The organism is Flavobacterium panacagri, assembly GCF_030378165.1.
Taxonomy (GTDB): Bacteria; Bacteroidota; Bacteroidia; order Flavobacteriales; family Flavobacteriaceae; genus Flavobacterium; species Flavobacterium panacagri.
The window spans coordinates 5,389,242-5,405,836 of sequence record NZ_CP119766.1; the positions used below are offsets into that span (position 1 = coordinate 5,389,242).

At 33.3% G+C, this 16,595-nt stretch carries 17 protein-coding genes; 1 reads left to right on the plus strand and 16 read right to left on the minus strand.

Translation table 11 applies throughout. The features are described from left to right. From glf to P2W65_RS22865, 11 genes are all read right to left on the minus strand, one after another. A complete protein-coding gene (gene glf, locus P2W65_RS22815) occupies positions 1-1,113 on the minus strand; it encodes a UDP-galactopyranose mutase (RefSeq protein WP_289661625.1) in 1,113 nt (370 codons plus the stop codon). 10 nt (positions 1,114-1,123) lie between these two features. Then, positions 1,124-2,038: a glycosyltransferase family 2 protein gene (locus tag P2W65_RS22820; protein WP_289661627.1), complete on the minus strand. Its 915-nt coding sequence runs from the start codon at positions 2,036-2,038 to the stop codon at positions 1,124-1,126. A gap of 11 nt (positions 2,039-2,049) precedes the next feature. After that, a complete protein-coding gene (locus P2W65_RS22825) occupies positions 2,050-2,628 on the minus strand; it encodes an acyltransferase (RefSeq protein WP_289661629.1) in 579 nt (192 codons plus the stop codon). Between the two features lie 9 nt (positions 2,629-2,637). Continuing rightward, the gene (locus tag P2W65_RS22830) at positions 2,638-3,072 is read right to left on the minus strand and encodes an acyltransferase (RefSeq protein WP_289661631.1); all 435 of its coding nucleotides are present in this window, start codon (positions 3,070-3,072) and stop codon (positions 2,638-2,640) included. Positions 3,073-3,172: 100 nt separating this feature from the next. Then, positions 3,173-4,126: a hypothetical protein gene (locus tag P2W65_RS22835; RefSeq protein ID WP_289661635.1), complete on the minus strand. Its 954-nt coding sequence runs from the start codon at positions 4,124-4,126 to the stop codon at positions 3,173-3,175. Beyond that, positions 4,123-5,412: a lipopolysaccharide biosynthesis protein gene (locus P2W65_RS22840; RefSeq protein WP_289661638.1), complete on the minus strand. Its 1,290-nt coding sequence runs from the start codon at positions 5,410-5,412 to the stop codon at positions 4,123-4,125. The genes P2W65_RS22835 and P2W65_RS22840 overlap by 4 nt, the downstream gene beginning before the upstream one ends. Positions 5,413-5,461: 49 nt before the next feature. Further along, positions 5,462-6,874 carry a UDP-glucose 6-dehydrogenase gene (locus P2W65_RS22845; RefSeq protein WP_289661640.1) on the minus strand — a complete coding sequence of 471 codons (1,413 nt, stop codon included), beginning with the start codon at positions 6,872-6,874 and terminating at the stop codon, positions 5,462-5,464. Between the two features lie 60 nt (positions 6,875-6,934). Next, positions 6,935-8,059, minus strand: a complete 1,125-nt coding sequence (gmd, locus tag P2W65_RS22850) for a GDP-mannose 4,6-dehydratase (protein WP_289661643.1) — start codon at positions 8,057-8,059, stop codon at positions 6,935-6,937. 106 nt (positions 8,060-8,165) lie between these two features. Then, a complete protein-coding gene (locus P2W65_RS22855) occupies positions 8,166-9,119 on the minus strand; it encodes a GDP-L-fucose synthase family protein (RefSeq protein ID WP_434783349.1) in 954 nt (317 codons plus the stop codon). 54 nt (positions 9,120-9,173) lie between these two features. Continuing rightward, positions 9,174-10,175: a mannose-1-phosphate guanylyltransferase gene (locus tag P2W65_RS22860; RefSeq protein ID WP_289661645.1), complete on the minus strand. Its 1,002-nt coding sequence runs from the start codon at positions 10,173-10,175 to the stop codon at positions 9,174-9,176. Further along, positions 10,165-10,599 (minus strand): adenylyltransferase/cytidyltransferase family protein, encoded by a 435-nt coding sequence (locus P2W65_RS22865; RefSeq protein ID WP_109194230.1) that lies wholly within the window; start codon positions 10,597-10,599, stop codon positions 10,165-10,167. The genes P2W65_RS22860 and P2W65_RS22865 overlap by 11 nt, the downstream gene beginning before the upstream one ends. 625 nt (positions 10,600-11,224) lie before the next feature. Between P2W65_RS22865 and P2W65_RS22870 the strand changes: the two genes are divergently transcribed. Next, the gene (locus P2W65_RS22870; RefSeq protein WP_289661648.1) at positions 11,225-11,692 is read left to right on the plus strand and encodes a UpxY family transcription antiterminator; all 468 of its coding nucleotides are present in this window, start codon (positions 11,225-11,227) and stop codon (positions 11,690-11,692) included. Positions 11,693-11,780: 88 nt separating this feature from the next. On the opposite strand, the gene P2W65_RS22875 is transcribed toward P2W65_RS22870, so the two are convergent. The 5 genes from P2W65_RS22875 to P2W65_RS22895 form a co-directional block, all read right to left on the minus strand. Then, positions 11,781-11,984 (minus strand): helix-turn-helix domain-containing protein, encoded by a 204-nt coding sequence (locus tag P2W65_RS22875; RefSeq protein WP_289661649.1) that lies wholly within the window; start codon positions 11,982-11,984, stop codon positions 11,781-11,783. Positions 11,985-12,059: 75 nt separating this feature from the next. Beyond that, positions 12,060-12,290, minus strand: a complete 231-nt coding sequence (locus P2W65_RS22880; RefSeq protein WP_144219045.1) for a helix-turn-helix transcriptional regulator — start codon at positions 12,288-12,290, stop codon at positions 12,060-12,062. A gap of 570 nt (positions 12,291-12,860) precedes the next feature. Beyond that, on the minus strand, positions 12,861-15,047 hold the full coding sequence (locus P2W65_RS22885) for a hypothetical protein (protein WP_289661653.1): 2,187 nt from the start codon (positions 15,045-15,047) through the stop codon (positions 12,861-12,863). Beyond that, the gene (locus tag P2W65_RS22890; protein WP_289661655.1) at positions 15,044-15,772 is read right to left on the minus strand and encodes a DUF8740 domain-containing protein; all 729 of its coding nucleotides are present in this window, start codon (positions 15,770-15,772) and stop codon (positions 15,044-15,046) included. The genes P2W65_RS22885 and P2W65_RS22890 overlap by 4 nt, the downstream gene beginning before the upstream one ends. A 15-nt stretch (positions 15,773-15,787) precedes the next feature. Beyond that, positions 15,788-16,210 (minus strand): T9SS type A sorting domain-containing protein, encoded by a 423-nt coding sequence (locus tag P2W65_RS22895; protein WP_289661657.1) that lies wholly within the window; start codon positions 16,208-16,210, stop codon positions 15,788-15,790. Between the last annotated feature and the right edge of the window lie 385 nt (positions 16,211-16,595).

The following is a 16,595-nucleotide window of genomic DNA, read 5'->3' on the forward strand; positions in this document are numbered from 1 at the left end:
TTATATTAAATCTGAGGCTTTTTTTAATGCAGAACCAATTATTTGATGCATGTCGTAATATTTGTATTCTGCCAAACGTCCTCCAAAAATCACATTCGTTTCTTGATCAGCTAATTGTTTGTATTTTGTAAACAATTCGTTATTTAATGTATCATTGACTGGATAATAAGGTTCCTTGCCTTCTTCCCATTCCTGCGGGTATTCTTTGGTGATTACCGTTTTTTTCTGTTTTCCGAATTCAAAATGTTTATGCTCGATGATTCTTGTATAAGGAGTTTCAGAATCTGTATAGTTGACAACAGCATTTCCTTGAAAGTTCTCGGTATCTAAAGTTTGATTTTCGAATTTAAGGCTTCTGTAATTCAGCTTGCCATATTTAAATCCGTAAAACTCATCGATTCTGCCAGTAAATACTACAGTTTCGGCTTTAGCGTTCCATTTTTCATTATCTTCAAAATAGTCTTGATCGGTCATTGTTTCTACGCCATCCAATAAAGCTTCGACTAATTTATTATAACCTCCAATTGGAATACCTTGATATTTATCGTTGAAATAATTATTATCGAAAGTAAAGCGGACAGGAAGTCTTTTAATAATAAAAGCGGGTAAGTCTGTAGCCTTTCGTCCCCATTGTTTTTCGGTATAACCTTTAATCAGCTTAAAATAAATGTCTTTTCCAACTAGAGAAATGGCCTGCTCTTCTAGGTTTTGAGGATTGGTAATGTTTAATTCTTTTATTTCTTCTTCAATCTTATTTTTTGCCTCTTCCGGAGTTTTCACACCCCACAATTGGTAAAACGTATTCATATTAAAAGGAAGATTAAAAAGTTCTCCGTTATAATTGGCAATCGGACTGTTGACATAGTGGTTAAACTCCACCAGATTATTCACATAATCCCAAATTCTTTTGTCGCTGGTATGAAAAATATGAGCTCCGTATTTATGAACATTTATGTCTTCAACATTTTCACAGTAAACATTTCCTCCTAAGTGGTTACGTTTGTCTATTACCAAACATTTTTTTCCTTTCTTTTTGGCTTCGTGGGCAAAAACAGAACCAAATAAACCTGCACCTACTATTAAATAATCGAATTCCTTTTTATTAGATGTCATACCTTTTATTTTAAAACGGATTTACTGCCAGAATAATTCTTTTGATACCTCTTGGCCCTATTAATTTGTTTCTGTAATATTTAGAGAAAAGCCATTTAAAAGCGTTCTTTTTATCTTTTACCCTTGCGGCAACAGTTATGGCCATTGGGATATTATTGCGGATAGATTTTTCAATTTCAGGAATCTGCAATTGATCTTTACTACAGTCTTCAAATAAAATTTTGATCATTCTATAGGCATTGTCCGAAGTCGCTGTTCTAGATTGTGATTCTTTTACAATACGGCACTTAGCAGTAAATTTGTTTACGAAATAAAATGGTTTTCCAAGTTTTCCTAATTGAAGGCCGAAATAGAAATCAGTCGCCTTTCCAGCTCTACCTTTATCCGAATACCCTATTGAAACTACTGCATCTCTACGTACAAGAAACGAGTTGTTTGGAAACATTGTTACAGCACCTGCAATAAATCCATCAACGATTCCTTCTCTGTCTGGAGTTCTAAAATAATCGTCATTAACTAATTCTGGATTTTCTATATAAGTTCCGTCTTCGTTAATGATTCTTTGTTTGCCAAAACTTGCAATTATTTCAGGATGTTCTAAAAAAGGTCTTCTTAAATCTTCAATACAATTTGGATAAATCGGATCGTCATCATGTAAATGCAAAACCAAATCACCTGTAGCATGTCTGTATTGAAAATCAACATTTTTCACTTCTAACAATGATGGTTTGTGATGATAGTATTTGATAGGCACTGGACTAATTTTACTAAGTTCATTAGCCACAAGTTCGGCTGTTACATCACTCTTTGAATCATCACCAATAACAATTTCATCTGGTAAAACTGTTTGAGCCCAAACAGACTCTAGGGTTTCTCTTAAAAAATCAGGCCGTTCATAGGTTGGTATAATAACTGTTATTTTCATGATTTCTATATTTAAATTCGGTTTTTTATAAATTTTGCTGGAACACCGCCCCATATTTGATTGGCTGGTATTGATTTTGTGACTACCGCTCCTGCTGCTATAATAGAGCCTTCGCCGATTTGAACCCCTTTTAAAACAACTACATTGCAGCCTAACCAAACATCTTGTCCTAAAAATATTTCGGCTTTAATGGAAGGCTGTGGACCAATTAGTTTTCCTGCTTCGGTACCGTGATCGTGATCGATGAACTTACATCCTGAAGCAATATTGGAATATTTGGATATTTGAATACCGCAGTTGATATTAAACTCACATCCTGCTCCTATAAAAACTTCTTCCTCGATAATAATTGAAGGGCCTTTACTCCAGATTCCTGCATACTTAAAGTAGATACCACGTTCTAGAATACAGTTTTTTCCAAGTGAAACCTGATGAGGCCAAATTGTATAGATTTTAGGAATATCTACTCCGCTTCCAATTTTCATTCCTTGAAACCGAAGCCCGATTTTTCTAAAAAGACTTCCAATTTTATTGAAGTAACGTACCTGAAGAACAAATAAAGACTGCTGAAAAAAATAGGTAAAAGGCATGTAAAGTATTTATTGAAATAAGCGTTTATAGTTTGCTTTATAATCAAAATTCTCAGGACGGTGTTTAATGAATTTTGCAGGAACACCACCCACAACAGCTAGATCTTCTACGTTTCGAGATACAACAGCACCTGCCGCTACAACAGCACCTTTTCCAACATTAACACCAGGCAAAATCATCGCTCTTGTTCCAATCCAAACGTAATCGCCTATTGTAACTTTTTTTTCTCTATTGGAAGTTTCAAGAAGTTCTTCGCTATGATCTGCAGTTAGAAAAATAACATCTTCTGAAATCGACACACAGTTTCCAATTTCTAAAAATCCTCTAGCGTCTAAACGGCAATTGGCATTAATACAGGAATCATTTCCTATTTTTAATCCGCCGGCACAATCAAACTTACATTTCATGAATATGGTTGTTCCGGTTCCGATACTAAATTTCATTACTTTTCTATAAAACCACAGTCTTACTCTGTGACTAGGAAAATGGGCGATAAAATTATTACAGATATATAATCGTAATTCAGAGAAAAATCCGTTCATTTTAATATTTTCTATAAAACCTTCCAATTAACGAAGCAATCTTAATACTCATTTGTTTTACTTTAATCTTGTTTTTACTGCAAGAAGCGGTGGGAAATCCAGCATAACTCCAGTAAAATTTATCAGGAAATGAAGGCGGAATTCCTTTCAATGCCGATTTTATAAAGTGCTTGTCCCAAGGTTTTGGCCCACCCACCGCATGAGACATTGTAAAACCGCCATGAATAAAGTCCATTGCTTCTGGTCCCATTTCAGACAGTGGCGATTTACTGCACATTGCTGCGATATTGAAAGCATCCTGATCGCCGGCAAAATAAATGTCCCAAGGCTTAAAGTTTTTAAAATCAAAATGTGTAATGCTAAAACCAAAAGAATGAATAAAAGCCTGAATTACTTTTGACCAAGTTTCTAAGAATTCGATGTTGGTTTTTGTCACACCGCAGAAACCCGAATTAATATAAGAATGAACATCTCTTTCAATTTTCATGTCAATTTTATCAATGGCTTCTTTCCAAATTCCTCTTCTTGGATGGTTTGGGGGACAATCATTTGCTATAATTTCATGAACTAATGCAACTCCAAAACCAGCCCATTTTTCATAAAATGACCAGCTGCATTTTATTACAATATCAGGATCAAAATAAAACAGTGATTCTGTGTTTTTAGCACTTTTAGACCAAAGATCTAACATGAAATCTGGTTTTAAATTTGCTAAATGCCAATCTGTTACAATTGGAAGAAAGTGTATTTTGTAATCTTCAGCTATATTTAAGGTTTTACCATTCTCCCAATTCAGGTCGTCATTTGCATAAGCATCATTTGCCCATGGAGGAAGTGCCCCTCTAAAACCAACAAAGAAGTCTCCTCTAAAACCATTATTAAAAAGAGAATTGGATAATGCCGCTAAACCATGATGATAATTTCCTTCAAAGAGCGTACAAACAGCTGATTTCATTTAATATTTATAATTTTTATTAGACAATAACCACCATGTAAAACAACTTGAACAGCAGCTAGAAAAAGATTAAATAGCAGTACTCCGTATAAGCTTCCTACATTAAAAAGAAATGCACCGGCCGCTATAGAAATTACACTAATAGAAATAGAGAATACAGGATTTATAACCCAGCCTCTACTGGTGTAAAGTGCAAAACATACTCCTCCGATAAGGCCAACACAGGTGCCTGCAATATTTAAAACTAATTCATCTCTAAGACCATAATAATTTTCACCTAAAATCCAAAGCAATTGATCTGAGAATAAATAGGTTAAAACTGTAAAAGCACACATTAAAATAGCCAGCAAAAATAAAATCTGAATAAACCTTTTCAATAAAAGAGCTTTCTCTTCGATAAGTCTGGCATATCTTGGAATTATTAAGGTTCCAACTATAACATTAAATAAAGAAAGCAGCACTGCAAATCTTCCTAAAGCCCCCAATTGTGCAACCGACTCAATTTTACCAAAGATTGAAATTAACCAGATTGTAATTTGTCCCGAAACACAGTAATAAATTGCTCCAGGAAGAATTTTTTTAACCATCTGCATTATTTCGCTTTTAATAACTGGATCTGATTTCTGATCTTTATCAGCGAATTGATGCGCTATTTTTTTCAATTTTATATTTCCTAAAATTCTTGGAATTCCGCTCGCCAAGATTGCGATAAAAGCCCAAGGGAAAATAAAAATTGTCAATGTAGTAAGCAAAAGTCTTCCTAATCCTACTGCTACTTGATTTTTCTGTAATGGCAGAATATCTTGATGCAGTTTTGGAACTATCTCTAATAATGTATCCGATAATGCTGCAAAAAAAGCAGGAATCAAAGAAAGTACGATAAGTACTGTTGTCAGCCAGGAAGCCCCATTATGATATAATAAATAAATCAAAATAGGCGTTGCCACAACAAGACTTCCTATGGCAAATTTTCTTCGTAAGTCCAATCCAGTAGACAAAACCATTCCTAGTTTTTCTTTTTCTTTCCAAACTTTTGCTCCTTGTGCCATTACACCTGTAGAAATTCCGCCATCTGCTAAAACGGTCATAGTTCCCAGCATTGTATTGGCCAAAGTATACAATGCATATTCTTCAACAGGCAATAATCGTATAATTAAAATACCGCTTAAGAATCCAATGGCCTGCAAAAGAATCTGAGCGCCACCGGTAACAGAAATCAACTTACTCCAATTGAGTATGGTACTGTATTTTGGGTGCTGTTTAAATTTTATCAAAGTATCTTTCAAGAAATCGATTTAAAAGTTAAAAAGTGATATCCTCTTGTAATTGAAAATTTTAACCTTTTCCAATTCCTTTAATTATAAAACCTATTGAGGCTAATTTCGCTGCATCGAGAATATTGCGTCCATCAAAAACAAATGCTGGTTTATACATATTTTCATAAATAGAATTCCAATCGTAAGTTTTAAACTCATCCCATTCTGTCAAAACAGCGATAGCATGTGCCTGATGACAAGCTTCTTCAGGCGATTGATACACAAAAATCTGTTTCAATTTTGATTCAATCCTTTGATCTGTATAGCCTTTTAATGTCCATAAGTAACGCATATCTTCTGTAATCTGTTCTTGAGAAACTTTAGGGTCGTAAATATGAATTTCTGCACCGTCTTCAATTAAATATTCCGCTACATAAATTGCTGCAGATTCACGCGTATCATTGGTATCTTTTTTAAAAGCCCAGCCTAAAAAAGTTATTTTTTTTCCGCTTACAGTATTAAAAAGGGACGTAATGATTCTTTTTGCAAATCGGTATTTTTGATGATCATTTAGAATAATGATCTGCTCCCAATAATTTGCCACTTCTGGTAAATTGAAGTAGCGGCATAAATACACTAAGTTTAAAATGTCTTTTTGAAAACAAGAACCACCAAAACCTACTGAAGCTTTAAGAAACTTAGAACCAATTCTGCTATCAGTTCCAATCGCTGCAGCAACTTCATCAACATCAGCTTCGGTAACTTCGCATAAAGCAGATAAGGCATTGATGGAAGAAATTCTTTGTGCCAAAAAAGCATTTGCAGTTAATTTTGACAATTCTGAAGACCAGACATTTGTGGTAAGAATTTGTTTTGGAGACAGCCAATTCAAATAAATATCTACCAGACATTGAATTGCTTTCTGGCCACTTTCTGTCTGTTTGCCACCAATTAAAACACGGTCTGCATTTAATAAATCATCAATTGCCGTTCCTTCGGCCAAAAACTCAGGATTAGAAAGCACTTCAAATTTTACACCATTTCCCGTGCTGTCTAATATAGTCTGTAACGTCTCGGCCGTGCGGACAGGCAGTGTGGATTTTTCAACAATAATTTTATCATTTTTAGCAATTCTGGCTATTTGTCTGGCACACAATTCAACAAATTTTAAATCAGCTGCCATTCCTTTGCCTTCGCCATATGTTTTTGTTGGAGTATTTACCGCTATAAAGATCATATCGGCTTCCTCAATAGCTTTATCAACTTCTGTAGAAAAAAATAAATTACGGCCTCTCGCCTCACGAACAACATCTGATAGTCCTGGCTCGTAAACAGGTAATTTATCTAAATCTTCATCATTCCAAGCGGCAATACGCTTTTCGTTTAAATCGACAACAGTAACGTTAATTTCCGGACATTTTAATGCGATAACTGACATAGTGGGACCGCCTACATAACCAGCACCTAAGCAACAAATATTTTTGATTTTCATTTAAATATATTTTATGGGCAGAAAAAATGTTGATTATCTAAATCTATTTGTCTTGGTCTATTATTCGTAGTAGTTCATTATAGTAAAACCGCATTCTCTCAAAAGCTGTTCTTTTCTCATCAATTTCAAATCAGACTGCATCATTTCCTGCACCAATTCAGGCAGCTCATATTGACACTCCCAGCCTAATTTTGTTTTCGCTTTAGTTGGATCACCAATTAATAAATCTACTTCTGTAGGTCTAAAATAATTTGGATCAACAGCCAATACCTCTGTTCCTTCAGCGATTTGATAATCAGGATTACTGCATGATACTACAAAACCTTTTTCTTCTACTCCATGCCCTTTAAAGGCTATTTCTATTCCTACTTCGGCAAAACTCATTCTCACAAATTCACGAACTGGAGTTGTTTTTCCTGTAGCAATAACCCAGTCTTCCGGCTTATCGGCCTGCAAAATCATCCACATCATTCTAACATAATCTTTAGCATGCCCCCAGTCACGCTGTGCGTCTAGATTACCCAAGTATAATTTGTCCTGTAATCCTAAAGCGATTCTTGCCGTTGCTCTAGTAATTTTACGGGTTACAAAAGTTTCTCCACGAATAGGCGATTCGTGGTTAAATAAAATGCCGTTGCAAGCATACATTCCATAAGCTTCTCTATAATTTACTGTAATCCAAAATGCGTACATTTTGGCCACTGCATAAGGAGATCTTGGATAAAAAGGAGTAGTTTCTGTCTGTGGTACTTCTTGTACTTTTCCATACAATTCTGAAGTTGACGCCTGATAAATTCTTGTCTTTTTTTCTAATCCCAGCAAGCGAACTGCATCTAGAATTCTTAAGGTTCCTAAAGCATCTACATTTCCTGTATATTCTGGAGTTTCAAATGAAACTGCTACATGGCTCATCGCTGCCAAATTGTAGATTTCGTCTGGCTGAATTTCCTGAATCAGGCGAGTTAAATTTGTGCTGTCTGTCATATCTCCATAATGCAGGATAAAATCTCTGTGTTCGATATGAGGATCTTGATATAAATGATCTATTCGATCTGTATTAAACATCGAAGTACGTCTCTTTAATCCGTGTACGATGTAGCCCTTTTCTAATAAAAATTCACTTAAATAGGCACCGTCTTGTCCTGTCACTCCCGTAATGAACGCTGTTTTTTTTAATAGAGTCATAATGTTATTATAAGGCACAAAGGCATTGTGTTGCAATGTTGCAAGTTTTATAAAGTCTTAACTGTAAAGTTTTTATTGAAGATTTCTAGATCAAAAGAATCTGTAGTTAGTAACTCTTTTGTTTTAGATTTTTAATATTTTCTAGGAACCAATCGTAAGTTTTTTGAATTCCTTCTTCTAGATTTACTTGATGTTTCCATCCAATATGATGCATTTTAGAAACATCCATTAATTTTCGTGGAGTTCCATCTGGTTTGCTTTCATCCCAGATCAATTCTCCGGTATGACCAACAATTTTTTGTATGGTTAGAGCCAATTCCTTAATGGTTAAATCTTCTCCTGTTCCAATGTTGTATAAATGCTCTGGAAGTTCATTTTCTAAAGCAAAAACTACTGCTTCTGCCATATCATCGACAAATAAAAATTCACGCATCGGATTACCGCTTCCCCAAAGTATTACTGGTGAATTGTTACTTTCTTTAGCTTCGTGAAATTTGCGAATCATAGCTGGCAGAACGTGAGAACTGGTTAGGTCAAAATTGTCATGAATACCGTATAAATTTGTCGGCATCAAACTCACAAAATCTTTTCCAAATTGTTTGCGAATAGCTTCGCATAATTTTACTCCTGTAATTTTTGCTAAAGCATACCATTCGTTTGTTTTTTCTAAAGAAGCAGTCAACAGATATTCTTCCTTCAAGGGCTGTGGGGCTAATTTTGGATAAATACAAGAACTTCCTAAAAAGATAAATTTTTCTACATCCGAATGATGCGCTTCATTGATAAGATTATTTTGAATCTGCATATTTTCCATCAAAAATTGAAACGGAAAATCATTGTTTGCTAAAATCCCTCCTACTTTTGCAGCAGCATCTATAATTACATCCGGTTTAACTGTCTGAATAAAATCTCGAACTGCAACTTGGTCTCTTAAATCTAATTCTTTGCTCGAAGCTCCGATAAGATTGTTGTAACCTTTTGCTGTAAGTGTTCTCCAAACGGCACTTCCAACCATTCCTTTATGTCCTGCGATATATATTATAGAATTTTTATCAATCATTGTAGTCAGTTTTTATTTTATCGAGACTTTTGATTATTTTTCTTAATAGTCAATTTACAACAAAGGGGAAGCAATAGACTCCAACTGCTGATAGACTTGTTTCACTTCCTGAGAATTTTCTTTTTGCAAAACCATTAAAGCATCTGAAGTATAAATTAATATACAATTTTTGACACCAATAAAGGTAGTATGCATTGAAGTTCCTATTACAATATTTCGGTTTGCATCTATCGGATGATCTTTATGAACTAAGTAATCATAAACCGATTCGAAAGAACCTAAATCTGACCATTGAAACTGAGCGGGCACAACTTTAATATCTTCACTTCGTTCCATTACAGCATAATCAATACTTATGGAAGGAATGTTTAAAGACAATTCATAATCTAAGAACCCCTCTTTATTGGCCTCCCAGGCTATTTTAGATGTCCAATACACTTCTGGTTCTTGTCTTTCAAGCTCTTTTAAAAACTTTTCAGCTTTGAAACAAAAAAGACCGCTGTTCCAAAAATAGTTTCCTTTTTTAAGATATGTCTTCGCTGTTTCTAAATCAGGTTTTTCATGAAAAGCAATGACATTTTCTTTATCAAATTCGATATAACCATAGCCTGTTTCTGGTTTAGTTGGTTTTATTCCGAAAGTTACAAGAAAATCTTGATTGGCTAATGTAATCGCCTGTTGTAAAGCCAGCGTATAAGAACTTTTTCCATCAATAATATGATCCGATGGCGTAATCAGCAAAATATCTTCAGGTTCAGATGCAAATGCTGCAAATGCAATCGCCGCAGCTGTATTGCGAGGAACGGCTTCTACAATATGCGTAAATGGCTTACCAAATTTAGACATTATAGCATTACTCATTTTGTAATTTTCAATATTTCCGACAACTATTGTCTTATCAGAAATATTCTTATTACGAACCACCGTCTTTTCAAAGAGCGATTCTCCCTCAAACAGTTCGAGATATTGCTTTGGCAGTGTTTTTCGGGAAAGAGGCCACAATCTGCTTCCAATCCCTCCCGTTAAAACTACATGTGTAACTATACTAATTGCCATTTGAGTGCATTAAAACTTCTTTCTGATACACTTCGTTACGAAGATTTGTGCTCGAAAAACGATGATCTCTGGTATTAAAATACAGCTCAATTCCTTTTTCTTCGCAATATTTTCTTCCAGTAAAATCTCTGTCTTTATATTCGTCACCTAAAATTCGAACGTCTAAAGCAAATGCTTTCAAAATATCTTCTAAATCCTGCTCCGTAGCATAAGGAACAATTTCATCAACAAACTTACACGCTTTTAACTGTATGTAGCGTTCCACTACAGTCTGTGTTGGTTTATTTTTAGTTGGGCGATCTAATGTTGGATCTGTTTGTAGACCAACAATTAAATAATCACAATGTTGTTTTGCTTCTTCAAGCATTTTAACGTGCCCCGCATGTAACAAATCAAAAGCACTAAATGTAATTCCAGTTCTCATCTGCTTAATGTTTTAAATTTAAAAATAGGTTTGTTAATGTAGTATGATTTCCAAAAATTGTACTTAACCATTTTACTGGGGTTTCGACGCTTTTTTTAAAATTTTAAAAAAGGGTTCCCCGTGAATAGTTACATTCTAACTACTCAAAAAAGAAAAAATAAATGGTATAAATTTTAATAAATTATAGTTTTTGACTGCTCTAAAATGATTTAAATTCTAGTATTGAAAAAACAAAATTTAGAGCTATACAAACAATATATTCACTATAATAATTTAAGATAAAATTATACTAATACAGTAGATGAGTAATTTGTTTTTTGGCGTTAAATGTCCTTAATAAGGAAATTTTACTATAAAAAGCATCTATAATTTTTGAGCCTTGGAATTAAATTTACCACTTAGTTTATAGATAAAATGTCTGATACCTATAAAGGTCATTTTTCTAAGTTCTATTAACCACTAGAACTAAAAAATTCTTCTTTAAAAAGAAATCAGAATCTCAATATTATCTATCTCGGAATGCTATTTTTTTCAAAGATTAAAAAAGATTATTTACCAGTACAAAAGGTTATCTTTTTTTAAAAACAACTAACTATTTACAAATACATTTAATACAGTTACAATTATGAAATGGTATGTAGTATACACCAAACCTAAGTGGGAAAAAAGAGCTGCAGAACAATTAAGCAAGTTTAATATAAACTGTTATTGCCCTGTCATCAAAAAAGTGCAGCAAAGATCAGATAGGAAAGTAAAAGTAGAAGTGCCATTGTTTAATCATTACATATTTGTACAACTAGCAGAAAAAGATAGAAATCTTGTATTCCATTCTCCTGGCGTCGTTCGATTTTTATTTTGGCTTGGAAGACATGCTGTCGTAAAAGATCAAGAAATCGCAACTATTAAAGAATGGCTTAATACTGGAGATACAGCTTCAGAAATATCTGTTATGCAATATCAAATTGGAGACAAGATACATTTAAACTCTGGCCCCTTCTGCGATCAGAATGCAGTTGTCAAAGATATTACAAAAACGCATTATGTATTAATTTTAGAATCTTTAGGATATGTTTTAAAAGTAAAACACAAATAATAAAAAAAGAAAAAAAGAGTTTTAAAGTAATTACATCTAACTTGAAACTCTTTTTTTCATGAATAATTAGATGGTTATGGGTAGAATATTAATTTTCTAATTCGAAGATCTGGCTTTTTTTAATGCCTAGGATTTTAACTAATCGATCCAGTTTTGATAATTTAAGATCGATCATTCCATTTTCAATTTTCTCATATGTTTTTACGCTCATTTCCATCTGAATCGCTACATATTCTGGAGTATGATTATTCTGTAACCGATACTCTTTAATTCTTAAGTGGTAATTTTCCATGACCTTATTTTTTTATTACTATTTTAAACTTTCTAAGTTTCTTTTATAATATTCAACAAATTACGGGAAGAGATTTTATCTAGTTTCACTAAAGAAAATTGAAACATCGAATTTAAATATGAACTCAATTGAGACCTCTAAAACCTTTGAAATTTCAATTAATTTAGACACAGTTAAATCAACATCGCCTCTCTCAATTTTACCATAACCGCTGGTACTCATTTTTAATTCAGCAGCCACATATTCTCTAGTAAAATTTTTTAATTCTCTTATCTTTCTAATATTTTCGTATACACTATATTTCATAAAAAATAAAAAATATAAACAATTCGTATTTTGGAGTTAACGTCACAACTTTTAATAAAATTATATGTAAGGCAATAATTTGTTTTTTTAAAATTATTTTACATAAAAATCACCTTATCTTAGCAACCATTCAATTATTAACAAGGTTTAAAGCTAAATGACGATTTTTCTTTATCATTCATTTTAAATTTTGATCAAAAATATATAATGTTTCGAGTTTATAATAATAAATCTGTTCAACGGATTTTAAAATCCGATAAAATACAACATGTGCCATTTTAAGGCTGTCAGATCACTCCAGTATTGTCTCAAAATCCTCATGTTGTAAGATAATAATCACGTGTTTATACGGTCTAAGGCCATAATTTAAAGCAGTTGAAGATCAAAAAGTGAAAAATTGAAGTAATCCAAAATTATATTTAAAAAACACTTTATCAATTTGTAAGATTTTTCAATTTACTATAACTGTTTAATCAAAAAAAAGACTGCTATTAAAATAATAGCAGTCTTTTTTTGATTGTGAAAATTTTATAAAAAATATTCTAAGTATATTTTCTTTGTGTTTATTTTTTATTGTGTTACCAAAAGTTGAGGATAAGGAGTAGGTGCTTCATTAATTATTACTGTCGAAACTCCTTCTTTTACATTTACGAGCAATTTGTTAATTGTTGGATTTGACAATAACGAACTATTACTATATACAGCCGATTCTTTTCCAAATCCTTTATTAGCCGGAACATTAGCTAAAACATCACCAGTAATTACAGAATTAATAATATGATTGTTTAAGGACGTATACAACATTGGTGAAAACATTGGCGAACTATCCAAGAATCTGCATCCTTCAATATTAGTGTAAGATGATACTATTGTCGAACCAGTATTCTTATTATTATATACATTTACATTGTACATAGAAATTGAGTTACTCGTTAATACATTTACACCGTTAAAATTAGTGAAATCAGAATTTGCAATTATCGGGTAATTCTGTCCCGCTAAAGTAAGAGCTGTTTTACCGCCATCAAACTTACAATCTACCCAGGCATCCAAATTATCAGCTCTTGTAGCCAGCATAGAAATCGCTGTTCCACAATTTATATACTGATTTTTATAAAACATTGTTTTGTCTACGTAAGCAGAGTTATTCTCGCCGCTATTTCCAGCAGTCGGATCTTGGAAAAAGCCAATATTACAATTTACAAAGCCAAGGTTTTCTAGAAAATTATTATCAAAACCTCCCGTCTTTTTTAGATGAATCCCATAATTCTGATCCCTAAAAACAACAAATTTCATGTTTTGATAGGCAATATTTTGTGCTCCATAATCTGTTGAAGCATATACTCCGACACTTCCACCCTGTAAGGTTAGATTGGCTAGCGTAAAATTACCGTCTTTACCTCCAACAAGAGATATTAAAGGAAAATCATCCGTTAAACCAACGATTGCGGTTTTACCAGTTCCTTTTCCAAAAATACCATGAGCATTGTCAAGAGGAATTTTTAAAGTAGATTTTATATAATAAATTCCTTCTGGCAAATCTGCAATTCCTTTAGAATCAATTAATCCTTGAATATAACTGGTTTGATCAGCTTTACCCGCTCTTTCTGTTTTCCAATTTGCTCCAAGCGGATCTGGCAATGTTTCCCAATTTGGTCGCGCCCAAGGTGTATATTGAGTCCCGCGAATCGTTGTTGAAAGATTTTTTACAGTTGTTGCATTTGTCATTGCTGTAGTCTGCTCAACTCCGTTATATTTTATCGCATTACTAAACTCTAAATTGGCCAAAAGATCATAACCTGTAACTGTTCCTGCTTTTCTAATATACGGACCAATACCGTTTACCAGAAACATATTGGTTCTTAATGATAATACATCAGTTGGGTAATTGTTATATTTATTTAAGAAGAAAACATTTGCTGCATCGATATCATATGATGGAGTCTTAAAAGGAGAACCTCCATTTCCGCCTCCAAAATCTGTTATTTTCAAATTGCCCATATTTTTTGCAAAAAACATGGCTTTTGTGCCTTCGCCAGTAAAATTCCAGCTTTCTGCATCTATCCCTACAAAAGTAGAGGATTGCAAATTATCAAGATCAGAAGTATCTCCATGAGGTGTTAAGAAATTGGTATGCAGATGCACATTTCCATAACTAGGAGTTGCACTGTTTCCTTTCATCACAAGAACATTAGATACTGTTCCCGATTGATGCTTAATTATCTTATTATTTCTAAAGTATCCAGACTGGCTGCAATCTATTTGTATATGTCCGCCATAATTTATAAACGAACAATTTTCTACCATAACATTTGTACCTTTTAAGATTGCCCATTTAATAGACTTGAAAGTACAATTTGAAATTACTCCGCCAGATTGAAATGTTACAAACTTATCTGCTGGCAATAAATCTTCCAAGCGAACATTTGTACTTCCTGCTGCTATTGTAATATTTGAAACCTTTGTCAGCGTTGGATGGCCGTATAATCGCTGATTGCTTTTCATTACGATATCAACACCAGTATAATCGCCCTTTTCCAATCTTACAGCACCATATTTATCCAAAGCTGCCTGGAGAGTTGCTTTTTGTGTAATTGGGAGCAAATAGGCATTAAAATAATCAATCTCTTCTTGCTGATTATTCACGCCAGGCGTTACCGGAGGAGTAGTTTTAACCGGAGCCTCATCAATCGCATAATGATAGTTTTGTGAAAAAACCGCGCTTGAAAAAAGTAAAAAATAAATTAAATGCTTCATTGTCCTGATATAATATAGGAATTTGTGCCTGTTTTTCTAAGAAATCCAAATCTCACATTTCCTGAGGTACTGGTAAACTTTCCGCTTCCACCAGCAGTATAATTTAATGTAACCCCCGAAGCTGCTTGAACTGTTAGCACAGCACCGTTATGGGCTTCCAAATTGATTGTCTCTCCTATTGCCATACTTCCAAAATCTGAAGTCAATGTCAAAGTAGATGTTGTTGTGCACTCTATTGTATTATTCACATCGCCAGCAGCAATATTTCTAGTAGCAGTAAATGAAATAACTGCAGATCTAAATGGAGTACTTGATGTTCCTCCTGCAGTTTTTGCGTATAATGCATATGGAACACTCAAAAGCTGTGTTACTCCTGTAATATTATAGTTGGTCCCTCCTTTTACATCGACTTGGGTTTCGATATAATAAGGGCCTTTGTCCCAAGCAATTTTACTGAAATCACCTGTTACAACTGTTCCTGTTCCAATTTCAAGAGAGACCAAACCATTCGTATTTGTATTTACAGCATGTGTTTCCTGATAAACATTAGTTCCTGCCGCTGTACCTTGATGTACAATAATTTTAAGACTAACTCTTGAATTCACAACTAAACTATTATCCTGTGCCCGAATAATAGCTTGGTAACTCATTTTTTCAGGTGATTGTGCAAATACCTTAAACGTAACAGTCACAAATAATAATAAAAGGGTATGTGCAAGTTTCATTGGATCTCTATTTTTTTAATTTTTAATTATTTTAAATGTTTTCAAAATTTGACTGTCATTATAGACAACCAATAAGTAAACTGATGGACTAAGATAACTGAAGCTTACTTGCGCTTCTGTCTCATTAATCACATTTTGCTTCAAAAGCCTGCCTTGTATGTCGTAGAGTCTGTAATACTTTTGTCCTTCTAACTCTAGGCCATTCATCGTTATGTTTACAAAATCTATTGTTGGATTTGGGAAAGCAAATATTTCTGCAGTAGGTTTTTCGATATCTGGGGTGTCTAACGATGTGCCTTTTTCTTGATGCTGAATACCTTGAGCTACATTGTAAACAGATTCTACTCCTATATAAGTATAAAAAACTTGTCCAATTGAATAAGTTACCGTTCCAGAGCTACCAGTTGCACTATTTCCAGATGCAATTATGGTTTCCATTATATCGTTAGAATTTGAGGGCGAACTTTGGCTAATTCCTACAAAAGGAATCAATAACATAGTTACTATCAGTAGGTTGATATTTCTTAATTTCAGATACTTCACAGTTCGTATTATTCACATTAATTTTAATACTGCAAAAATATTTAATTTCAAAAAATAATCGATAAAAATTATGTTAATCCCGATTAACTACCTAAAATGTAGTATTTTAATGACTATTTACTTACATTGAAAATGTTAAAATTTCCTTTTAATTTTTTAACTGGTTACAAAAAAGGTTTTTTATACAAATCGTTTAGAGAGTAAAAATGAAATATTTTTGGTTTAAATCTTAATAAGTTAGTATTACTAAAATTAACGTTGCTTTATTCCATAAATTACA